The sequence below is a fragment of the Lentzea flaviverrucosa genome, from assembly GCF_003350445.1.
Classification (GTDB): domain Bacteria; phylum Actinomycetota; class Actinomycetes; order Mycobacteriales; family Pseudonocardiaceae; genus Lentzea; species Lentzea californiensis.
The window spans coordinates 168791-190534 of record NZ_QQAU01000005.1; the positions used below are offsets into that span (position 1 = coordinate 168791).

At 68.4% G+C, this 21744-nt stretch carries 22 protein-coding genes; 17 read left to right on the forward strand and 5 right to left on the reverse strand.

Features of this window, described 5'->3' with window-relative positions:
* The first annotated feature begins 133 nt into the window (after window positions 1-133).
* Genes DFR72_RS17535 through DFR72_RS17550 form a run of 4 tightly spaced genes read left to right on the forward strand, consistent with a single transcriptional unit; the run spans window position 134 to window position 3720 of the window.
* Window positions 134-943 (forward strand): ABC transporter permease, encoded by an 810-nt coding sequence (locus tag DFR72_RS17535; RefSeq protein ID WP_090066162.1) that lies wholly within the window; start codon window positions 134-136, stop codon window positions 941-943.
* Window positions 928-1641, forward strand: coding sequence for an ABC transporter ATP-binding protein (locus DFR72_RS17540; protein WP_090066161.1), 714 nt, complete (start codon window positions 928-930; stop codon window positions 1639-1641). The genes DFR72_RS17535 and DFR72_RS17540 overlap by 16 nt, the downstream gene beginning before the upstream one ends.
* On the forward strand, window positions 1625-2599 hold the full coding sequence (locus tag DFR72_RS17545; protein WP_425459893.1) for an ABC transporter substrate-binding protein: 975 nt from the start codon (window positions 1625-1627) through the stop codon (window positions 2597-2599). The genes DFR72_RS17540 and DFR72_RS17545 overlap by 17 nt, the downstream gene beginning before the upstream one ends.
* Window positions 2596-3720, forward strand: a complete 1125-nt coding sequence (locus DFR72_RS17550) for an LLM class flavin-dependent oxidoreductase (protein WP_090066160.1) — start codon at window positions 2596-2598, stop codon at window positions 3718-3720. Before DFR72_RS17545 ends, DFR72_RS17550 begins: the two co-directional genes overlap by 4 nt.
* On the opposite strand, the gene DFR72_RS17555 is transcribed toward DFR72_RS17550, so the two are convergent.
* Together DFR72_RS17555 and DFR72_RS17560 are read right to left on the reverse strand one after the other, a co-directional pair.
* Window positions 3710-4792, reverse strand: coding sequence for a glycerophosphodiester phosphodiesterase (locus tag DFR72_RS17555; RefSeq protein WP_090066159.1), 1083 nt, complete (start codon window positions 4790-4792; stop codon window positions 3710-3712). The genes DFR72_RS17550 and DFR72_RS17555 overlap by 11 nt on opposite strands.
* Window positions 4793-4857: 65 nt before the next feature.
* A complete protein-coding gene (locus DFR72_RS17560; protein WP_090066158.1) occupies window positions 4858-6405 on the reverse strand; it encodes a Na+/H+ antiporter in 1548 nt (515 codons plus the stop codon).
* A gap of 173 nt (window positions 6406-6578) precedes the next feature.
* Here DFR72_RS17560 and DFR72_RS17565 point away from each other — a divergent pair, with 173 nt between their 5' ends.
* The 4 genes from DFR72_RS17565 to DFR72_RS17580 are packed head-to-tail and all read left to right on the forward strand — an operon-like array spanning window position 6579 to window position 11613.
* On the forward strand, window positions 6579-8468 hold the full coding sequence (locus tag DFR72_RS17565; protein WP_090066344.1) for a TRAP transporter permease: 1890 nt from the start codon (window positions 6579-6581) through the stop codon (window positions 8466-8468).
* The gene (locus DFR72_RS17570; RefSeq protein WP_090066343.1) at window positions 8458-9435 is read left to right on the forward strand and encodes a TAXI family TRAP transporter solute-binding subunit; all 978 of its coding nucleotides are present in this window, start codon (window positions 8458-8460) and stop codon (window positions 9433-9435) included. Before DFR72_RS17565 ends, DFR72_RS17570 begins: the two co-directional genes overlap by 11 nt.
* Before the next feature lie 16 nt (window positions 9436-9451).
* Window positions 9452-10708, forward strand: a complete 1257-nt coding sequence (gene purD / locus DFR72_RS17575; RefSeq protein ID WP_090066157.1) for a phosphoribosylamine--glycine ligase — start codon at window positions 9452-9454, stop codon at window positions 10706-10708.
* On the forward strand, window positions 10705-11613 hold the full coding sequence (locus DFR72_RS17580) for an ADP-ribosylglycohydrolase family protein (protein ID WP_090066156.1): 909 nt from the start codon (window positions 10705-10707) through the stop codon (window positions 11611-11613). The genes purD and DFR72_RS17580 overlap by 4 nt, the downstream gene beginning before the upstream one ends.
* On the opposite strand, the gene DFR72_RS17585 is transcribed toward DFR72_RS17580, so the two are convergent.
* Together DFR72_RS17585 and DFR72_RS17590 are read right to left on the reverse strand one after the other, a co-directional pair.
* Window positions 11603-12451 (reverse strand): AraC family transcriptional regulator, encoded by an 849-nt coding sequence (locus DFR72_RS17585; protein WP_090066155.1) that lies wholly within the window; start codon window positions 12449-12451, stop codon window positions 11603-11605. The genes DFR72_RS17580 and DFR72_RS17585 overlap by 11 nt on opposite strands.
* A 49-nt stretch (window positions 12452-12500) precedes the next feature.
* Window positions 12501-13688: a hypothetical protein gene (locus tag DFR72_RS17590; RefSeq protein WP_090066154.1), complete on the reverse strand. Its 1188-nt coding sequence runs from the start codon at window positions 13686-13688 to the stop codon at window positions 12501-12503.
* A gap of 329 nt (window positions 13689-14017) precedes the next feature.
* On the opposite strand from DFR72_RS17590, the gene DFR72_RS17595 reads away from it, so the two are divergent.
* From DFR72_RS17595 to DFR72_RS17630, 9 genes are all read left to right on the forward strand, one after another.
* On the forward strand, window positions 14018-14476 hold the full coding sequence (locus DFR72_RS17595; RefSeq protein WP_090066153.1) for a hypothetical protein: 459 nt from the start codon (window positions 14018-14020) through the stop codon (window positions 14474-14476).
* Window positions 14473-15072 carry a DUF3558 domain-containing protein gene (locus DFR72_RS17600; protein WP_090066152.1) on the forward strand — a complete coding sequence of 200 codons (600 nt, stop codon included), beginning with the start codon at window positions 14473-14475 and terminating at the stop codon, window positions 15070-15072. The genes DFR72_RS17595 and DFR72_RS17600 overlap by 4 nt, the downstream gene beginning before the upstream one ends.
* A 9-nt stretch (window positions 15073-15081) precedes the next feature.
* Window positions 15082-16371, forward strand: a complete 1290-nt coding sequence (locus DFR72_RS47515; RefSeq protein WP_090066151.1) for a hypothetical protein — start codon at window positions 15082-15084, stop codon at window positions 16369-16371.
* A gap of 5 nt (window positions 16372-16376) precedes the next feature.
* On the forward strand, window positions 16377-17132 hold the full coding sequence (locus tag DFR72_RS17610) for an ESX secretion-associated protein EspG (protein ID WP_090066150.1): 756 nt from the start codon (window positions 16377-16379) through the stop codon (window positions 17130-17132).
* Between the two features lie 135 nt (window positions 17133-17267).
* On the forward strand, window positions 17268-17573 hold the full coding sequence (locus DFR72_RS17615) for a hypothetical protein (protein ID WP_114773705.1): 306 nt from the start codon (window positions 17268-17270) through the stop codon (window positions 17571-17573).
* A 1-nt stretch (window position 17574) separates the two neighbouring features.
* Entirely contained in the window at window positions 17575-18741 is a 1167-nt protein-coding gene (locus DFR72_RS17620) for a transglycosylase SLT domain-containing protein (protein WP_090066148.1), read from the forward strand.
* A 341-nt stretch (window positions 18742-19082) separates the two neighbouring features.
* Window positions 19083-20213, forward strand: coding sequence for a pyridoxal phosphate-dependent aminotransferase (locus tag DFR72_RS17625; RefSeq protein WP_090066147.1), 1131 nt, complete (start codon window positions 19083-19085; stop codon window positions 20211-20213).
* A 76-nt stretch (window positions 20214-20289) separates the two neighbouring features.
* On the forward strand, window positions 20290-20439 hold the full coding sequence (locus DFR72_RS45575) for a hypothetical protein (RefSeq protein ID WP_166049133.1): 150 nt from the start codon (window positions 20290-20292) through the stop codon (window positions 20437-20439).
* A 39-nt stretch (window positions 20440-20478) separates the two neighbouring features.
* Window positions 20479-21204 carry a potassium channel family protein gene (locus tag DFR72_RS17630; RefSeq protein WP_090066146.1) on the forward strand — a complete coding sequence of 242 codons (726 nt, stop codon included), beginning with the start codon at window positions 20479-20481 and terminating at the stop codon, window positions 21202-21204.
* Here the strand turns inward: DFR72_RS17630 and DFR72_RS17635 are convergent.
* Complete coding sequence (locus DFR72_RS17635) at window positions 21148-21744, reverse strand: HAD-IA family hydrolase (protein ID WP_090066145.1); 597 nt, start codon at window positions 21742-21744, stop codon at window positions 21148-21150. The two genes, DFR72_RS17630 and DFR72_RS17635, sit on opposite strands and share 57 nt — an antisense overlap.

The following is a 21744-nucleotide window of genomic DNA, read 5'->3' on the forward strand; positions in this document are numbered from 1 at the left end:
ATCGCCGCGAGCCCGGCTGTCACTAAGCCGTTGGCAGGAAATATGTCCGTGCGGGGAACATCTCGATGTACGACGCGTTTTCACGATCTGGGCGTCGTTGACTCGTTTCGTGGGCTCGCCTGTACTTCCGCCCATGACCTTGTCCATGGCAGGAGTGGCCGCGCGGCCGAAAACCGCGACGCCCGTGCAGATGCGGAAGTTCAGACTGCCGCTGCGGTGGATCAGCCCTGTCGCGCTGGTTCTGCTGTGGCAACTGGCCAGCTCAACGGGTGTGCTGTCGCCCGACAAACTCGCTTCTCCGCTCACGGTCGCCGAATCCGCCGGTGAGCTGATCGCGGACGGCCAATTGGGCGAGGCGTTCGCGGTGTCCATCACGCGCGTGTTCTTCGGATTCCTGATAGGCGGTTTCGCCGGAGTCGTTCTGGGGCTCGCGTCCGGCCTTTCCCGCTGGGGCGAGACATTGCTGGACCCGCCCGTGCAGATGTTGCGGACGCTGCCGCACCTCGGCCTGATCCCGTTGTTCATCCTCTGGTTCGGCATCGGCGAGGAACCCAAGCTCGCGCTGGTCGCGGCCGGGGTGGCGTTCCCGCTCTACCTCAACCTGCACGCGGGAATCCGGCAGACCGATCCGGGTCTGCTCGAGGCCGCTCGCGTGCTCGGCTACAACCGGCTCGAACGGATCGTGCACGTCGTGCTGCCGTCCGCCGTGCCGCAGACCCTGGTGGGGCTGCGGATCGCGTTCGGCACCGCCTGGCTGTCGCTGATCGTCGCCGAGCAGGTCAACGCCGACGCAGGCCTCGGCTTCCTGATCAACAACGCCCGTGAGTTCCTCCGCACCGACGTCGTGGTCGTCGGCCTCGTGGTCTACGCGCTGCTCGGCCTGACGACGGACGCCCTGGTGCGGTTGCTGGAAAGGAGGATCCTGCGATGGCGAGCCCGGTGAAGCCGGCCGTGAGCGTTCGCGGTCTGCACAAGGCTTTCGGCGCGCGAACGGTGCTGGACGGCATCGACCTGGAGGTCGAGCCCGGCGAGTTCGTGGCACTGCTCGGCCGCAGCGGGTGCGGCAAGTCGACGTTGCTGCGCATCCTCGCGGGCCTCGACCGCGAGGTCGGAGGCGAGGCGGAAGTCCCCGGCACGGTGTCGATCGCGTTCCAGCAGCCGCGGCTGCTGCCGTGGCGCAAGGTCTGGCGCAACATCTCGCTGGGCCTGCACAAGCCGGACGGCCGCGCGGTCGCCCTGAAGGCGCTGGAAGAAGTGCGGCTGACCGATCACGCCGACGCCTGGCCGCTGACGTTGTCCGGCGGTGAGGCGCAACGGGTCTCGCTCGCGCGGGCGTTGGTGCGCGAACCGGACGTGCTGCTGCTCGACGAACCGTTCGGCGCGCTGGACGCGCTGACCAGGCTCGCCATGCACCACCTGGTGGAAGACCTGTGGACCAGGCACAAGCCCGCCGTGCTGCTCGTGACGCACGACGTCGACGAGGCGCTGCTGCTGGCCGACCGGATCCTCGTGCTCGACGAGGGCCGCGTCGTCGCGACCCACCACGTCGACCTGCCCCGCCCGCGCCGCCGGGCATCCGTTGTGGAGCAACGCACCCGCGTACTCGCTGACCTGGGAGTGGACGTTGAAGAAGCTGCGTGACAGAAGCCTGCTCGGCCTGCTGGCCGCGATCCTCCTCACCACCGGGTGCTCGGCGGGCACGCAGTCCGCGGACACTCCCGCCGCCGACGTCGTCCTCAAGGTCGGCGACCAGAAGGGCGGCGCCAAGTCGGTGCTGACCGCGGCCGGTCTGCTGGACGACTTCCCGTACAAGATCGAGTGGTCGACGTTCACCTCCGGCCCGCCCCTGCTCGAGGCGGCCTCCGCGGGTGCGATCGACGTCGGCGCGGTCGGCAACACGCCGCCGATCTTCGCCGCCGCCGCGAACGCCAAGATCGCCGCGGTCGGCGTTTCCAAGGGCCAGGTCGAGGCCGACGCGATCCTCGTGCCGGAGAACTCGCCGCTGCGCAGCGTCGCCGAGCTGAGGGGCAAGAACATCGCTGTGGCCAAGGGAAGTTCGGCGCACGGCCAGATCCTGCTGACGCTGCGCTCGGCCGGTCTCACGACCAAGGACGTCACGCTGAACTTCCTGCAGCCCGCCGACGCGTACGGCGCGTTCACCCAGGGCAGGGTCGACGCCTGGGCGGTCTGGGACCCCTACACCGCACAGGCGCAGCAGGAGGCCAAGGCGCGCGTGCTGACCACCGGTGAGGGCAGGTCGAACGGCTACGGTTTCCAGGTCGCCGGCAAGAAGGCCTTGGAGGACAAGGGGAAGAACCCGGCGCTGAAGGAGTACCTGATCCGCTACTACAAGGCCCAGAAGTGGGCCGACACGCACCGCGAGGAGTGGGCGAAGGCGTGGGCGGCGGAGACGGGCCTGAAGTACGACGTCGCCCTGGCCGCGGTGAACCGCAACGGCGACGCGGTGGTGAAGCTGGATGACACGGTGATCAGGTCGGAGCAGGAGCTCGCGGATGCGTTCACCGAGGACAAGACGCTGCCGGGCAAGGTCGACTTCGCGAAGTTCGTCGACACGAGGTTCCAGGGAGATCTGGCATGAGCATCACGCTGCACTGGTTCCTGCCGACGTCCGGTGACGGCCGCACGGTCGTGGAGCACTTCCACGCCAACCGCGCGCCCGCTGCCGGGGCACGCCGTGAGCCGGACATCGACTACCTGGCGCAGATCGCGCGCACCGCCGAGCAGGTCGGCTTCACCGGCGTGCTGACGCCGACCGGCACGTGGTGCGAGGACGCCTGGCTGACCACGTCCGCGTTGATCGCGCAGACCACGAAGCTGAAGTTCCTGGTCGCGTTCCGCCCCGGCGTGCTGTCGCCGACGCTGGCCGCGCAGATGGCCTCGACGTACCAGCGGATCTCGCGCGGCCGGTTGCTGCTCAACGTGGTCACCGGCGGCGATTCGGTGGAGCAGCAGCGGTTCGGCGACTGGCTCGACAAGGACCAGCGGTACGCGCGCACCGACGAGTTCCTCCAGGTCGTGCGCGGGATCTGGACCGGCAAGCCGTACACGTTCCAGGGCGAGCACTACCAGGTGCAGGACGCGACGGTGCTGGCCGCGCCGGACCCGGTGCCGCCGATCTACTTCGGCGGTTCGTCCGACGCCGCCCTGCCGGTGGCGGCCGCCCGCGCCGACGTCTACCTGACCTGGGGCGAGCCGCCGGAGGACGTGGCGGCGAAGATCGCGCGGGTGCGGGCGCTGACCGATCGCCCGATCCGGTTCGGCATCCGGCTGCACACGATCAGCCGGGACACGTCGGCGGAGGCGTGGGCCTCGGCCGCGAAGCTGCTCGACGCGCTGGACCCGGCCGCGGTCGCGCAGGCGCAGCAGCAGCTCGGTGCGTCGGAGTCCGTTGGCCAGCAACGGATGCTGGCACTGCACGGCGGTGACCTCAGCCGTGGGGTGCGCGGTCTGGAGATCTACCCGAACCTGTGGGCCGGCGTCGGACTCGTGCGTGGTGGCGCGGGAACGGCGCTGGTGGGGTCGCACTCCGAGGTCGCGGACCTCATCGAGGAGTACCACTCCATCGGGATCGACGAGTTCGTGCTGTCCGGTTATCCGCACCTGGAAGAGGCCTACTGGTTCGGCGAGGGCGTGCGGCCCCTGCTGGAGCAACGGGGGTTGCTCGACGGGGACCGCACGCTCGCACTGGCTAGCGCTTGACCTTGGCCTCGACGGCCGTGTCGGGGTTGTCCGCGAACACGCCGTCGATGCCCTGCTCGAAGAACAGGTCGTACTCCTCGAAGGCCCGGCCGTACGCGGCCGGGTCGGTCGAGGACCGGAAGTCCGCCGGCAGGAACGAGTTCTCGTTGCGGAACGTCCACGAGTGCACGACCAGGCCGACCCTGTGGGCGTCCTTGACGACGGTCGTCGGCGCCTTCAGGAAACCGTTGGCGTCACGCGGGATGATGATGTCCTTGGTGAGGCCGACGCCGTCCGCGTAGGTGCGGACCTCGCGCAGGCCCGCCGGGGTGACCAGGTCGGCGTAGGTGCGCTTGTCACCGGCCACGACGAAGTCGTACGGCGCGCCGGAACCGTTGACCAGCTGCACGATCGGCACGCGCAGCGACCTGTTGAGCTCCTTGAGGTTCGCGACCTCGAACGACTGCACGTAGACCTTGGCACTGCTGCGGTTCAGACCGTTGCGGTTGAGGACGTCGACGAGCTTCGGCTCCAGCGCGAGACCGATCGACTTGAAGTACGTCGGGTGCTTGGTCTCGGGGTAGATGCCGATCTCGCGGCGCAGTTCGCGGGACAGCCGCTTCGAGAGGTCGATGACCTCCTGCAGCGTCGGCACCTCGAAGCGGCCGTCGTAGAGCGTGTTGCGCGGGCGGATCGCCGGGATGCGTTCCTTGGCGCGCAACGTCTTCAGTTCAGCGAGCGTGAAGTCCTCGGTGAACCAGCCGGTGACCGCGACGCCGTCGATGGTCTTGGTCTTCTTGCGGTCGGCGAACTGCGGCTTGGCCGAGACGTCGGTCGTGCCGCCGATCTCGTTCTCGTGCCGGGCGACCAGCTTGCCGTCCTTGGTCGGCACCAGGTCCGGCTCGATGAAGTCGGCACCCATGCGCGCGGCGAGCTCGTACGCCGCGAGCGTGTGCTCGGGCCGGTACGCCGAAGCGCCCCGGTGCCCGATGACGATCGGACCCTTGTCGTCGTGTGCCGACGCGGAGGGCAGCGACGCCACCACCGCACCCGCGAACACGAGGACTACGGCGGCTAGACCTCTCCGATGCATCGTTCGACCTCCCGTTGGTGTTGAGAGCGCACTCAAGCATCGCAACACGAAAAGCAGGTGAACGGTTACTCACGGGACAGTGCGGCTTCTTCCAAGTCCAGCTCACGCAGCACGCGGAACAGCACCTCGTCGTCGATCTCGCCCTTGTCCCTGGCCTTGACGAACTCGTCACGTTCGGCGCTCAGCATCACCCGCCGCAGCCTGCGGTACGCGGCCGCCGGGCTCTCCTCCTCCTGCCGCCCGAGCCGTTCCCACGCGGCGTTGCCCCGGTGCTCGGCGAGCGATCGGAGCTGGTCGCGGACGTGGTCGGGGACGTCCTCGGTCTCCTGGTCGAGCCTGGTGACCGCGGCCTGCGCGGCCCGGTGCTGCACCTGCGCCTCGGCCAGCGCGTCCTTGCGGGCGTCGTCGCCCTCGAAGCCGATCTTGTTGATCAGCCACGGCAACGTCGTGCCCTGCAGCAGCAGCGTCGCGACCGTGACGACGAACGCGCAGAACAGGATGATGTCGCGGCCCGGGACGTCCTGCGGGATCGCGGCCGCCGCGGCCAGCGTCACCACACCTCGCATGCCGGCCCACGAGATCACCGTCACCTGGCCCAGGTGCGGCACGCCCTCGCGTTCCCTGATGCGTTTGTTGAGGTACACCGGCAGGTAGGAGGCCGGGTACATCCACACGAACCGGGCGAGGATCGCGGCCAGCAGCACCGCGCCCGCGCCGAGCAGCAGGCGCGGACCGAGCTCGACGTCGCTGATGATCGACGACACCTGCAGCCCGATGAGCGCGAACACGAACGACTCCATCAGCGCGTCCACCGAACGCCACACCGCGCCGTCCTGCAGGCGGGTCGTGTAGCTGCCACGTGGGGCGTTGTGCCCGATGTACAGGCCGGCGACGACGACCGCGAGCACGCCGGAGACGTGGAAGCCCTCTTCCGCGAGCAGGTAGGCACCGAACGGCACGAGCAGGCCGAGCGCGCTCTCCAGCACGCCCTCGCAGAGCCGTTTGCGCAGGAAGCGGACCACGACGCCGACGATCAGGCCGATCGCGATGCCGCCGATCGTCACCTTCACGAACATCCACACCCCGTCGAGCGGGTGCATCGCCGCGCCCGCCGCGGCGGCCACCGCGACCTTGAACGCCGTCAGCGCCGTCGCGTCGTTGATCAGGCTCTCGCCCACCAGCAACGTCATCGCGCGGCGCTGCAACCCGAGCTTGCGCCCGATCGCGACGGCCGCCACGGCGTCCGGCGGCGCCACGACCGCGCCCAGCACGAGCGCGGCGGCGAACGGCAGGTCCGGGAAGACCAGCTTCGCCGTCACGCCCACCACGAACGTCGTGAACAGGACGAGCCCCACCGCGAGGAACCCGATCGGCCGCAGGTTCGCGCGGATGTTGAGGTACGAGCTGTCCAGCGCCGCGCTGTAGAGCAGCGGCGGCAGCACCACCAGCAGAATCAGGTGCGGATCGAGCTCGAACTCCGGCACGCCCGGGATGAACGAGACGATCAGGCCGACGGCCACGAGGACCAGCGGCGCCGACCAGTTCAACCGGCGTGCGACGGCCGTGACGATCAACGCCCCGAGGAGCAGCAGCAGAAGCTCAGGCCCGTACATGCCGCTCATTCTGCGGAACGGGGGAAGTGATGGCCCGATCGCACGGGGGAGCGCTGCTCCAGTCTTTGCAGTTCCTTTGGAATGATCCTCTGCTGCTGTGATCGCCCCCACAGTACGGTCGGTCCGTGGCCAACCCGGACCTCGCCCGCATCGTCGCGGAGCACGACGAGGAGATGCCGTCGCGTTCGCTCTCACCCAGGTGGGAGCGGGCGCTGTGGATCGCCGGCCTGCTGATCGCCCTCCTGGTGCTCAAGCAGGTCTTCTTCCCGTTCGCCAAGGGAAGCCAGTACTACCTGATCATGTTCCTGGCGGTGACGCTGCCGCTGGTGTTCCTCGCGTACGGACGCGGGCACACGCCGCCCTGGTGGGACTGGGTGCTGGCCGCGCTGGCGTTCGTGGTCGCCGCCTACCCGCTGGTCGGGGGCTACGACGAGTTCCTCAACAGGCAGGGCCAGCTCTCGACGCTCGACGTCATCGCGGGCTCGGTGCTGCTGGTGCTGATCCTGGAGGCCTGCCGGCGCACGACCGGCTGGGTGCTTCCAGTGGTGTGCCTCGCGTTCATCGCCTACGCCTACTACGGCGGGTTCCTGCCGCCGGCGTGGTCGATCTCGCACTCCGGCGTCGACTTCCCGCAGATCATCAACGGCTTCTTCAACGACGCCAGCGGGTTCTACGGCACGCCGCTGGACGTCGCGGCGACCTACATCGTGCTGTTCACCATCTACGGCGCCGTGCTGAACGCTTCCGGCGCGGGCAAGTTCTTCGTGGACGTCAGCTTCGCCGCGTTCCGCAAGTCGCGGACCGCGCCGGGACGTACGGCGGCGACCGCGGGCTTCCTGCTGGGCACCGTGTCCGGCTCCGGCACGGCGACCACGGTGTCGCTGGGTGCCGTGACGTGGCCGATGCTGCAGAAGGCCGGATACCCCAAGGAGAACGCCGGCGGGCTGCTCGCGGCGTCCGGCATCGGCGCGATCCTGTCGCCGCCCACGCTGGGCGCGGCGGCGTTCATCATCGCCGAGTACCTGGAGGTCTCGTACCTGGAGGTGCTGGTCTGGGCGATCATCCCGACGCTGCTCTACTACCTGGGCATCGCGCTGGCCGTCGAGGCGGACGCGCGGCGGTTCGGGGCGCGGCCGGTCGACGTGGACGCGCCTCGGTTCTGGGACGTGCTCAAGCTCGGCTGGTACCACTTCCTGTCGCTCGGGATCATCATCGTGTTCCTCGCGATGGACATCCCGGTCTACAAGGCCGTCGTGTACGCGACGGGCGTGGCCGCGCTGTTCGCGTTGATCAACCACCGGCAAGGCTGGTTGCGGTTGATCGCGGACGCGCTGTCGGTCGGGGTGCGCTCGGCGTTCCCGGTGATCGCGGTGTGCGCGGCGGCCGGTGTCGTGACCTCGACGATCACCAAGACCGGGCTGGGGCAAGCGCTTGCGGGGTCGTTGGTGGACCTCGCGTCTCTTGTCAGTTCGGAACCTGTCGTGGTGCTGATGCTGACGGCGGTGCTCGCGGCCGTGGCGGTGTCGGTGCTCGGCCTGGCCGTGCCGGTGACGGCGTCGTTCATCATCTCGTGGGTCGTCATCGGGCCTGCGTTGATCACGCTCGGTGTCGAGCCGGCCGAGACCGCGATGTTCATCTTCTACTACGCGGTGCTGTCCGAAGTGACACCGCCGACCGCCCTTGCCGCCGTCGCGGCGGCGGCGCTGACCGGCGGCGACGTGATGAAGACGATGTGGCAGACGTGGAAGTACACGCTGCCCGCGTTCCTCGTGCCGCTGGCGTTCGTGCTGACCGACGCCGGCGCCGCCCTGCTGCTGCGCGGCCCGTTGCTGGACTCGGTGTGGGCGTTCGGAGCGTCCGCGCTCGGGGTGGCCGCGCTCGCCGTGCTGACGGGCGGCTGGTTGTTCGGGCCCGCGCGCTGGCCCGAACGGGCCCTGTGCGTGCCGGCCGCGTTGTTCCTGCTCTACCTGCAGCCGTTGACGATCGCCATCGGGGCCGGATTCCTCGTGGTGGCCGTGGCGGTACACCTGGTGACCCGTGGGAGGGTTCGTGATGCTGCGTAAGTACGCGATCGGTGCGATCGCTTTGGCGCTCGTGGTTTCCGGGTGTGGCGGCAAACGCACACCCACCACGCCGGACGCTTCGGGCGGCGGTGCGTCCTGCGAGGCGTCCGACGGCCGGATCACGATCGCGACCGGCAACTCCGGTGGCGTGTACTTCGTGGTCGGCGGCGGTCTGGCGAAGCTGATCTCCGACAACTCGAAGCTGAAGGCGTCGTCCGCCGAGACCGGTGCGTCGGTGCAGAACATCCAGCAGCTCGTCGCCGGCACCTACGACATCGCGTTCTCGCTGGCCGACACCGCGGCGGACGCCGTCAACGGCGCCGGGGCGTTCAACGGCAAGAAGGAGAAGATCGCGGCGCTGACGCGGATCTACCCGAACTACACGCAGGTGCTCGTCCGGGCGGACGCCGGGATCAACTCGATCGCGGACATGAAGGGCAAGCGGATCTCGACCGGTTCGCCGAAGTCCGGCACCGAGGTGATCGCGGGCCGCCTGCTGAAGTCGGCGGGTCTCAACATCGACTCGGACGTCCAGGCCCAGCGGCTCGACCTGACCAAGACCGCGGACGGCATGAAGGACGGCAGCATCGACGGCCTGATCTGGTCGGGAGGCCTGCCGACGCCGCAGATCACGGACATCACGACGTCCCTCAAGGACAAGGTGAAGTTCGTGGACATCACCCCGCTGCTGCCGGAGATGAAGAAGATCAGCCCGGTGTACGACACCGCGCCGATCCCGGCGGCGACCTACGGGGTGGCCGAGGTTTCCACGATCGTGGTGCCCAACCTGCTGCTCGTCCGCGAGGACTTCGCGGCCAACAACGCGTGCGCCGTCACCAAGCTGATCTTCGACAAGAAGGCTGACCTGGAGAAGGTCCACCCGGCCGTGAAGGACATCGCCCGGGACAAGGCGGCGGCCTCCGACCCCGTTCCGCTGCACCCTGGGGCGAAGCAGGCACTGGGCTGAACTACTCTCAGGCCTCGTGCGCGTCCTGGTCATCGGGTCTGGAGCCCGTGAGCATGCCCTTGTCCTCGCGTTGTCGCGCGACCCGCAGCTGACTGCTTTGGCGTGCGCGCCGGGCAACGCAGGCATAGGCGGGCACGCCGAGATCTACGGCGTCGACGTCGCCGATGCCTCGGCCGTCGCCGGCCTCGCGAAGGAGTGGAAGGCCGATCTCGTCGTCATCGGCCCCGAACAACCTCTGGTGGTCGGGGCCGCTGACGCGGTCCGTGCCCTCGGCATCCCGTGCTTCGGCCCTTCGAAGGCCGCCGCCCGGATCGAGGGCTCGAAGGCGTTCGCCAAGGACGTCATGAACGCCGCGGGGGTGCCGACCGCGCACAGCGAGGTCGTGGACAACCCGGCCCGCCTGGACGCCGCTCTCGGGCGTTTCGGGCCGACGTGGGTCGTGAAGGACGACGGTCTCGCCGCCGGCAAGGGCGTCGTCGTCACCTCCGACCTGGCCGCGGCCCGTGCGCACGCGATGACGTTGCTCGACGGCGGCCACCCGGTGCTGCTGGAGTCGTTCCTGGACGGTCCGGAGGTGTCGCTGTTCTGCGTCACCGACGGCGAGACCGTGGTGCCGCTGATCCCCGCGCAGGACTTCAAGCGCGTGGGCGACGGCGACGCCGGCCCGAACACCGGCGGCATGGGCGCCTACGCCCCGCTGCCGTGGGCGCCGGAGGGCCTGGTGGCCGAGATCGTGTCGCGGTGCGTGCAGCCCGTGGTCGACGAGCTGCGCGCTCGCGAGACGCCGTTCGTCGGGCTGCTGTACGCGGGCCTGGCGCTGACGTCGTCCGGCGTGCAGGTGATCGAGTTCAACTGCCGCTTCGGCGACCCGGAGACGCAGTCGGTGCTCGCACTGCTGAAGTCGCCGATCTCGGCCCTGTTCCTGGCGGCGGCCGAAGGTTCGCTGGCCTCGCTGCCCGCTCTGGAGTGGGAGAACGGCTACGCCGTGACGGTCGTGCTCGCGGCAGAGGGCTACCCGAACCTCCCGCGCACCGGCGACGTGATCACCGGCTCCGAGGCCGACGGCGTCCTGCACGCCGGCACCCGCCGCCGTGAGGACGGCGCCGTGGTCTCCGCGGGCGGCCGCGTGCTGTCCGTCGTGGGCACCGGCAAGTCGCTGTCGAAGGCCCGCGACCGCGCCTACAAGCGCATCGCGGACATCCACCTCACCGGCTCGCACCACCGTTCGGACATCGCGTCGAAGGCCATCGACGGGAAGATCACCTTGCCGTGACCCTCCTCGGGTGTGTGCTCGGCGGGGCCGTGGGAGATGGCCTGGGCGCGCCGGTCGAGTTCTCGTCGATCGACACGATCCGCCACCTCCACGGCCCGTCGGGTGTCGTCGACCTGCCGTCGCTGGAGATCACCGACGACACCCAGATGGTGCTCTTCACCCTCGAAGGCCTCCTGCTGGCCCGCCAGCACGGCGTGGACCCGCGCCTGACCGTGCGGGCCGCCTACGGGCGCTGGCTGCACACGCAGGGCGGCCCACCGGTCGCCTCCGACGGCTGGCTGATGGCGGACCGGCGCCTGCACTCACGGCGGGCGCCGGGCCACACCTGCATCACCGCGCTGAAGCACAACGAGAAGAACAACTCGAAGGGCTGCGGCGGCGTGATGCGCGCCGCCCCCGTCGCAGTCTGGTCATCCGACGTGCGCGAGGTCTTCACACTGGCCGCGGACACCGCCCGCATGACCCACCACCACCCGAGCGGCTACCTGTCCGCAGGCGCGTTGGCGGTGATCGTCCAAGCCCTCCTGGCAGGATCGGACCTGGTCTCGGCGGTGGCCGTGGCACGCGCCGAACTGGTCCGCTGGGAAGGCCACGAGGAACAGACCTCGTTGCTGGACAAGGTGATGGGCCTGGGCCCGCTGACCCCGGAAGAGATCGAGTCCGAACTCGGCGGCGGCTGGGTGGGCGAAGAGGCCCTGGCCATCGGCCTGCACGCCGCCCTGGTCGGCACGGACTTCGCCAACGCCGTCCGGCTCGCCGTGAACCACTCGGGCGACAGCGACTCGACGGGCTCGATCTGCGGCAACATCCTCGGCGCCCGCGACGGCGTGAACGTGATCCCCGCCGCCTGGCTGGCCGTCCTGGAACTACGAGACGAGATGGAACGCCTCGTCCTCAGCTGGTGACGGGAATCCACAACTCGGCAGTGGCCTGGTCACCGTCGATCTGCGTGCGCAACATCGACGGCCCCTCGACGCTCTCGTAGCTGTTGGACGGGAACCACTGCGTGTACACGTCCCGCCACATGTACTGGATCGTCTCGGGATACGGCCCAGTAGCCGTGAACACCGCCCACGTGTTCTCAGGCACCTCAAGGGTTTCCATGTCCTCCGGCGCCTCCTGGCTCGTCACCACCCCCTGGAAGTAGTCGAGCATGGCACCCTCCTCGACCCCTTCCTGGTTGAAGGTGAGCGCCAGCATCCCAGCGGGTTCCCCGTCACTGAGCGCCTTCATCCTGTCGAGCGCCGGCATCCCGATGCCCTTCACGAACTCGACGATCGCGGGGTTCATCCCCAGGTGCACCAACGGCACCCGCGTCCCCCGCCCGACGACCCGGAACGCGTCCTTCTCGACAACCCGGTACTCCATGCTCGTACTCCCCTCCACAACCAGCCTGAACGTGAGAATCTGCTGCGACTGCAACGCCTTCTTGCTGGCCCGAGCCTCCTGGGGCCCGATCTTGTGCATGGCCTTGAAGGCCCGCGCAAAGGCCTCATTGGACCCGTAGCCCCACTTGACGGCGATGTCGAGCAACGACTTCTGTCCACTCAGGACTTCGTTCGCCGCTTTGGTGAGCCGCCGGCGCCGGACGTACTCGCTGAGCGGAATCCCCGCCAGCGCACTGAACATCCGGCGCAGGTGGTACTCACTGGTACCCGCGATCCGCGCGAGCACCTTGACGTCGACCTCACCTTCGAGGTCGTCCTCGATGCGGGCCATGGCCTCGTTGAGTCGCTCCAGCACGTGCCCAACGCTATTGGGCTCGCCGCGTTCCCACCCGACTTGCTGTGCCCTATCCGATCGCCTTCCGCACCTCGTCGGCCGCCTTCTGCGCGACCGGCGTGAACTTGCCGATGAACTCCTCGGGCGCCTTCGACGCCCACGGCCCGTAGGGAGTGAGTCGCACCTGCGTGCGACCTGCGGTGAAGGAGTAGACCAGCGAGTCGCCGATCGGGAAGACGCAGGCGTCGGCGTCCCCGACCTTCTCCTGTGACGGAGTGGCTTTGCCGAGGGCCTGCCGTGCGGCGGAGTCCTGGGCGCAGTCGGGTTCGTTGATCGCCACCATCGCGGCGTCACGATGGATCGACAGTTCCATCTTCAGGCTGACTCCGCGCTCCCGCATGAGCCACTCCGGTGACGAACGCTGGCACATCTGGCTCGTCACGAACGCGTACTGCGTCTCAGTCTTGCTCTGGGGGAACTCCTTGCGCATCTCGTTCGCCCAGAACTCGGCCTGCACCACACCGGAGTCCTTGGCCTGGGAGACCTGCTCGAAGAACGCGTCGGTCAGGACGTCACAGGCAGCCGGCACGTCCTCGTAACGACCGGTGTAGGCGAACCTGGTCTGCTCCTTCGGAGCCGCGGCGAGGTTGAGCGCGATCTTCTCCACCAGCGCGGCGTGCGCGGTCTCGTGGTCGAAGCCCTTGTTGTCCCCGAGATTCGACGCGTGAACGAGCACCGCGGTCCTGCCGTCGACGCTGTAGACACGCGTGAAGTAGTCACCGGGGTCCTTCTTCGGATCGACGAAGGCCCTGAGCCCACCGATGGTCTTCGCGACCGCGTTGCCGATCACCTGGGCGGGCAGCGGATCGTTGAACGGTGCCTGTTGCACGGTCACGTTGAGGAACTCGGTACGCCCCGGCTTCACCACGTCGTACCGGCAGGACGAGATCCCGTCGCTCGCGTCTTCGGCCGTCGCCCGCACCGACTTCGGCACGAAGGTCTGGCTGTGCAGCCCGTGCGCGACGTCACCGAAGCCCGTCTCTTCGAGCAGCGTCACCGGCATGAGAGTGCAGGCGTCGATCACAGCCAGGTCGCCGTACCTGACGCCTTCTGGTGAAGTCCGCTGTTCGAGGATGTCGCCGTCAGCGGGTCCAGGATCTCCGGCAACGGCCGGAGCGTCGTCGTTTTTGATGAACACCGCCGCCGTGACCGCACCACCGACCAGCACCACTGCCGCGAGGACGGCCGTGATGATCAATCCAACGCGCTTCCTCTTCGGCGGCTGCTGGATCGGCGGTTGGGGGTACTGCTGGAACGGGTACGGCTGTCGTGGCGGAAAAGGCTGATGTGCTGGGTGTGGATGACCCGGACCGTTCACGTGTGCCCCCAGGCGGTCGATCGCGCTCGTCCTCTACCAAGTCGCGGAAAGTACCGGAATCGGCGCGATGCGCCACCAGGAACGACACTGAGCGTGATCTGGAACCGACGAGGGGTGGTCTTCGTCCAACTACAGGTACGTCTTACGCGGGCGTTGGTAGCCTGCGAAGCGGGACCGAACCGTTACCAACCGTACGGGGGTAGGACGTCGTGGCACAGGAGAACGTGGGGGCGGACGCCGTTCTCGGCGCCGTCGCGGGGGTCGCCGGTGGCGCGATCGGGGCCGCGGTCAACGCACTGCACTCGGCATCGGCCGCCCTGGACGGCCTGACGTCGGGTCCGTCCAGTCAGAGCTTCCACGTCAACGAGGGCAACGTCCTCAAGGCCGGCGTGATCATTCAGGACCAGGCCGCGGTGTTGGCGAGGGCGCTCAGGAAGGCCGAGTCTCACCTCGACGTCGATGTCAACAGCAGTGACTCGGGCATTGTCAGCTCGAACATCGCAGGCGCGTGGAATCGCCGTCTGACGATGGGCGATGACTCTTATGTCGGTCGCATCAGGCTGTACGTCGAAAGCCTGGACAAGTTGTCCGGGCAGCTCAGGGAATCGGCGAAGCAGTACGGTTTCTCCGAGGAAGAGATCACCACGACGTTCGGACCGGTGACGTGAGCAAGTCGATCCTCAAGGTCATGGCCGCGGCGTCCGTTCTCGTTGCGGCTGCGGCTTGTACGACCGGCGGTGTGGGCGGGACGCCTGGGCCGACGTCCGGTGGGTCTCCCACGTCGGAATCCTCGAAGCCCAACGCGGAAGTGCCTAAGCGCCCTGCGGATTTGAAGGTCAACGGCGTCGATCCGTGCAAGCTGCTCACGGCATCGCAGATGACGGAGATCAAAGTCGCCGAGGCCGTGCCGGACCAGATCGAAGTATCGGATTTGGGAAAGCAGCCCGGTTGCTTCTACGAAAATGGCGTCAAGTACGCCTACACGGTCGTCGGCCTGACCAACAGGGATATCCGGGCCTGGCTCGATGGCGGTGGGAACACCACGTCGAAGCTCCTGGACGTCGCGGGATTCGGCGCCGCTGAAATCATTCTAACCGGCACCGAAGGCGTCAACTGCGCCGTTGCGGTGGACGTTTCTGACGGTCAGGCGCTGTATGTGAACTACTCGCCGACCACCCAGAAGGGCGAGTCTCAGGATCAGCTGTGCGGCAACGCGAAGAAGGCGGCCACGCTCGCAGTCCAGACTCTCAAGACTTTGAAGTGAGGGGGAGGCATGTCGGGTAACGAGCGAATCGCGGACTTCAACTTCGACGGCTGGTCCAACCAGCAGCTCGCGGATGAGGTCCAGAAGCTCAACAACGGTGATCTCGCCCGCAAGTTCGCGTCGGCTTCCGATGTCCTTCGCGACCTGGCAGGCAGTCTTCAGGACGTGGACACCGAGCTGCGCAACCAGCTGAAGGTCCTCGGGATCGACTGGGGCGGCGCGGCCGGCGAGAAGGGCCAGCAGACGACCAAGGTCTCGGCGGAGGGCATCGGCGACGCCGGCGAAACGACCCAGGGCAACTCGGATGCTGTCGCGCGCCAGAGTGAAAGCACCACGACTGCTCGCAACAGCTCGCCTGAGTCCCAGACGCTTCGCGGCGACACGGAGCAGAACCTGGGGGACAAGGTCGGCGGCTTCTTCGGCATCGAGACCGACCACGCCGCCGAGGTAGAGGCGACCAACGCGGCGCGCCAGCAGGCCATCGACAGTCTCAACGGCTACACCTCGAACAGCCAGAGCGCGATGGATTCCTTCCGCACTCCCAACCCGCCGCCGGACATCGTCGTGGCCAGCGGTGCCGTCGCCACGCCCGTAGGCCCCCAGGTCGGCATGCCCACAGGCGGCCCTCCCGGCATCAACGGCGGCGGCCCCGGCTTCACCGGCTCGCCCGGCAGCCCGGGCTCGCCCGGCGTCCCGGTAGGCCCCATCCCGAGCACGCCCGGCAACGCCACCGGCGTCATGCCCGGCACCGGCACGCCCAACCCGCTCGCCGCGGGCCCCGGCCTGCCCAAGCCGATCGGTGTTCCGCCGATCGGCGTCGCCGCCGCGGCGGCCGCGGCTGCCGGTATCGCGGGTGGCACGACCGCCGCGCGTGGGGCACAGGTCGTCGGTGGCGGACGTGGTCCCAGCCAGGCTCCCAAGACGCCCATCGCGCCCACCGGGCCCAAGGGTGCGCCCAGCACGATCGGTGGCACCAAGGCCGGTGGCGGTGGTGCAGGTGCTGGTGGTGCCGGCGGTACCGGTGCGGCCGGCAAGGGACCGGGTGGCGCCATGACGCCCGGTGGTGCCAGCGGTGTCGGGCCTGACGCCAATCGCGGAGGTGCTGCGGCCGCCGGTAAGGGTGGTGTGGCCGGCAAGGGTGCCGGTTCGCTCATGTCGCCCGCCGCCAGCGGGGCCAGGGCCGAAGGCGAGGAGGACGGCGAGCACGTGCGCAAGTACGGTGTCGACTCCGACGAGATGTTCGGTGATGACCGGATGGTGGTTCAGTCCGTCATCGGCGAAGACCCGAAGGACAAGTAGATCCCTTGAGCTCACCAGGTTCTGTGGTTCTGTCCACAGTGGAGTTCGCCGTGGTCTGGGAGGCGCAACGCCTCCCGGCCGCGCACGTCGCGCTCGAGACGCGGATTCCTTCCATCACCCACACCGAGAAGTCCGAGGTGGTGAAGCGGGCCTGGGAGTCGCTGGAGGCGCGCGGTCTCGCCCGCAACGGGCGGGTCGTGCCCGAGCTCGCCGACGGGTTCGCGTTGCTGGCGAACCACCAGGTGTCGATCGACCTCTGGATCTGGGCCGACCGGCAGATCAGCGGCCTTGCGGCGGCGATCGGGGACGAGGCGATCCTGGCGGTGCAGGATCGTGACGAGATGTGGTTGATCGAGGCGCGCGGCACGGCGCTCGCCGAGGCCGCGGTGTCGGTCGCCGGCGAGATGCCCGCCGGGTTCGGGCGGTCGACCAGCATGCCTTATGACGAACTGGTGGCCGCCGCCAAGAACGTCGGGCTCGACGCTCAGGCGATGATCACCTCGCTGGAGCGGCGGGGCATGCGGCTCGGTGACGCGCAGGAGCTCGCCGGCATGCTCGACGGCATCTCCACGCGCGGGCAGTTCGGTGTGCAGCGCAACGGACGGCGTGCGGATCGTGTCGTTTCCTTCCACGACACGCACAACGGGCGCTATCTCCGTCAGCTCAAGCCGAGCAGCGACGGTCGCCAGTGGTGCACCATCACGCCGGTCGACAACCATCGGCTCGCCGGGGCGATCTGGGAGCTCCTGCAAGAAGTCTGATCACGGAACCCTCGAACGTGCCCGCCCGTCGAACTCGACGGGCGGGCATCGTCGTCTCGAAAGAGCGAATCGGCGCACCGCCTGACGCAATTCGTTCTAAAGTCGGTGAGCGGACGTTGAGGGGGTAGGGCGCGCATGGCTGCGACGAAGTTCAACACTGAAGCCATGGAACAGTGCCGAACAACCGTGAGCAGTCAAGCCGGACAATTCGGTGCGATCGGTGACGGCTTTTCCGGCCAGTACGGCAATCCGGACATCTTCGGAAAACTCGGTTCGTCCGGCGCCATCTCCGCCGCGGTGTCCGCAATGGACCAGGCGGGCACTCAGGAGTTCGAGGCGGCCGAAAAGGTGCTGCGCAAGGCCGAGGGTGCGCTGGACACGATCCAGACCAGCGTCGCGGACGTCGAGGACGCCAACAGGAACTCCTTGAGGGCGGTCTGACATGAGCGCGATGGACGAGGTCGCGGCACTGCCCGGCGGCGCGGAACTGGCCGCGCTCGCGGACAAGGTCGAGACCGCACAACCCCAGGCCGTGCGCGACATCGCGAACCGCTGGAAGCAGGCCGCGGGCAAGTGCGGCGACCAGACGAACGTCCTGCAGCGGTCGGTCACGCAGCTCGACGGCGCCTGGGAAGGCAAGTCCGCCGACGGTTTCGTCGCCTACATGGCCAACGTCACGAAGTGCGGCACCTCGATGGCCGAAGCGCTCACCAACGCCGCGACCGACCTGGAGGCGGCCGCGAACGCGCTGGAAACCGCGAAGACCTCGATGAGCCGCATCTGCGAGAACCTGCTGAGCCGCGCCCGCCACACGCGCCAACAACTCCACAACCAGCCGCAGGAGGACGTCGACAGCGTGATCCGCGGCTACTGCGCCGAGGCCACCAGCGACGCCCGACCCGTTGTCTCCCAAGCGGAAAGTGCGGTGAACGCCGCCGCCGGCACCCTGAAGTCCCGCCCTGGCGCGCTGACCCCGAAGTTCTCCTCACTCGAGGACCCGAACACCCAGTCCTTCACCCCGGCCCCCGGCAGGCCCGTCGAATGGGCCCCGACCCCACCGCCGGACGAGTCGACCAAAGCTTCGTCCACAACGGACACGCCGCCCGCGCCCGCCACTCCGCCGAACAACGGTGGCGGAGGCGGAGGCGGCGGTGCTTCCGGTGGAGGCGGCGGTGGCGGCGGCGGAGGTGAGGGCGGCGGCACGGGCGGCCTCGGCTCCAGCGGCGGCCCGCCCTCCGGCAGCCCGCCTCCCGGCAACGTCGAGGAGTGGATCCGCGAGGCCATCAAGATCCTCCAGGCTGCCGGGATTCCGGTCACCGAGGAGAACATCGACGAGATCTGGAAGATCATCGAGAAGGAGTCGAGCGGCAACCCGCACGCGATCAACCTCTGGGATTCCAACGCCCAGGCGGGAACGCCCTCCAAGGGCCTCATGCAGTGCATCGACTCGACGTTCAACGCGCACAAGCTGCCCGGCCACGACGACATCTGGAACCCGGTCGACAACATCGTCGCCGGCGTCCGCTACACGTTCTCGCGCTATGGCGGCTTCGAAGGCCACCCAGGCCTGAAGGCGATGTCCCAGGGCGGCGGTTACCAAGGGTATTAGCCCACTCGATCGGGTGAGCTTTGTCCGGAATCCGGCACTTCTTCGTCAGGTATCTCGTGACGGAGATGCGCCGGATTCGAGTTGTCCACACCCACACGGGTAGCGAATGTCCTGAAACACTGTTATCTGCGCCCGCATATTGCGGAAGCGCGGGGGTTGCGACCGAAGGTGCTGCGCCGCGAGACGTCGAGAGCCGACGTTGAGAAAGCTGACCGTGGGCACTGGGGGCATCGAGCGCGAACCTGGCAGTGGGGCGCTGGGGCGTCGAGCGCGAACCTGACAGGCGCGAGGTGCGAAACGGGCAGAGGTGAGGCGGGGTGGCGGGCGGTTAGCCTGACGGCATGCTGACCGTGGCTGCCCGCGCCGACGTCCCGCCCTTCCACGTCATGGACGTGCTGTCCGCCGCCGCGCGGAGGCAGCGGACGCACGGCGACGTGATCTCCCTGGCCGCCGGCCAGCCGTCGAGCCCCGCGCCTCGGCCGGTGCGGGAGGCGGCCGCGCGGGCCCTGGACGAGCACGCGCTGGGCTACACCGAGCAGCTCGGCATTCCGGAGCTGCGCGAGGCCATCGCCGGGCACTACAAGCGGCAGTACGACCTCGACGTGTCGGCGGACGACGTGGTGGTGACGACCGGGTCGTCGGGGGCGTTCACGCTGGCGTTCCTGGCGGCCTTCGACGCGGGTGACCGGGTGGCGCTGGCGCGGCCCGGGTATCCGGCCTACCGCAACATCCTCAAGGCGCTGGGGTGCGAGGTCGTCGAGTTGCCGTGCGGGCCGGAGACGCGGTTCCAGCCCACGGTCGAAATGCTCGATCCCGGGCTCAAGGGCGTGATCGTGGCCAGCCCCGCCAACCCGACCGGGACCGTGGCCGACGTCGAGCCGATCGCGGCGTGGTGCGCGGCCAACGGGGTTCAGCTGATCAGCGACGAGATCTACCACGGGATCAGCTACGGCGAGCCGCTGAAGTGCGCCTGGGAGACGTCGCGGGACGCGATCGTCGTCAACTCGTTCTCCAAGGCGTTCGCGATGACCGGGTGGCGGCTCGGGTGGATGTTGCTGCCGGAGCGGTTGCGGAGGGCCGTGGACTGCCTGACGGGCAACTTCACGCTTTGTCCTCCCGCGTTGGCGCAGTACGCGGCGGTCGAGGCCTTCCACGAGGACGCGTACGCGGAGACGGCCGAGCACCTCGAGCGGTACAAGGTGAACCGCGACCTGCTGCTCGAGGGGCTCACCGACCTCGGCATCGACAAGCTCGCGCCGGCAGACGGGGCGTTCTACGTGTACGCGGACGTCCGGCACCTGACGGACGACTCGATGGGGTTCTGCAAGAAGCTGCTCGAAGAGACCGGGGTCGCGATCGTGCCCGGGATCGACTTCGACCCCGTGGACGGGCACCACTTCGTGCGGATGTCGTTCGCGGGCGCCACGCAGGACGTCGAGGAGGCCCTGCGGCGGCTGAAGGCCTGGCTCTGAGCCAGGAGATCCTGGAGACCCGAGAGCAACAAATCCGGGTGGCCGGACGTTCACGGGGAGAGGAACGGGAGGTCCTATGTGGGCGATCATCGGGTGGCTGGTGGCGATCTGGATCGTGCTGGCCGTCGTCGGAGCCGTGGTGAAAGGCCTTTTCTGGCTCGCTGTGATTGGGGGACTACTCCTCGCAGGCACCGCGGCTTACGGTGCGATCAAATCCAAGCGCTGAACACTGGATTAATGCGAACGGACCACTCACCATGAGGCGGTGTTGTTAGCCAACGAGGCCCGCCTCGAGCGGTGGGAGCGAAAGGTCGAGTGGCCGTTGACGGCACTCGCCGTGGTGTTCCTCGCCGCCTACGCGTGGCAGGTTCTCGATGATCACGGGGCGATGCACTTCGTCCTGGAGATCGTGTTGTGGCTGGTCTGGGGCGTGTTCGCGGCCGATTTCGTCACCAGGATGACGCTGGCGCAGAACAAGGCGAAGTTCCTGAAAACGCACATATTCGATCTTCTGGCAGTGGTTCTGCCGATGGTGCGGCAGCTCAGGGTGCTGCGGTTGATCACGGTCATCACGCTGCTGAACAAGAAGTTCCAGCACAAGATCAGGCAACGCGTCAGCATTTACGTCGCGGGCGTGACGGTGATCGTCGTGTTTTGTGCGAGCCTCGCGGTGCTGGACGCGGAAAGGCACGCGGAGAACGCCAGCATCACCACGTTCGGTGACGCGCTGTGGTGGACGCTGACCACCATGTCGACGGTCGGGTACGGCGACCGCTACCCCGTCACGGGTGAGGGGCGGCTCGTCGCCGGGTTGCTGATGGTCGGCGGCATCGCGTTGCTCGGTGTCATCACCGGCACGATCGCCAGCTGGCTGGTGGAGAAACTGCGCGGCGTCGAGGAAGCTGAGCTCGAGACCGCGCAGGAACTCCGGAACCTACGGTCGGAGATCGCCGAACTCCGCAAGGAGCTCAACGCGCGCAGCGGAGGCTGACGTCCACAGCCGCGCGTCCCAGCCCGCGGCCAGTGCGCCATCCACATTGGACTGACGGTCGTCGAAGAAGATCACGTCCGACGAACCGAGCACGGACGACGTGTGCTCCCAGATCGCCGCGTCCGGCTTCGCGCAGCCGATGTCACCCGAGAAGACCAGGTGCCGGAAGTGCTTGGCCCACGACACCTTCTCGGCCAGCCGCCCCAGCGTCGACGGCGCGTTCGACAGCAACGCGAGCGGCACACCGAGTGCTGCCAGGTCCTCGATCAGCGCGACGGTCTCCAGCACCGGGTCGTCGAGCCAGCCCGCGTTGTCCATGGCGGTCAGTTCGCGGATCAGAGCGTCGTCGAGGCCCACTCCGAGCGAGGAGGCGATCCGCCCCCAGTAGTCGGAGTCCGATCCGCCGCGGTCGTAGGCGTCGCGGTCCCAGTACGCGGTCTCGAAGACCTCCAGCGTCACCCCGAGCTTCGCCGCCATGGCGGGCCGAGCCGGGTTCCGCTGGCTGATCACCTCGCCGAAGTCGAACACGATCCAGCGCAT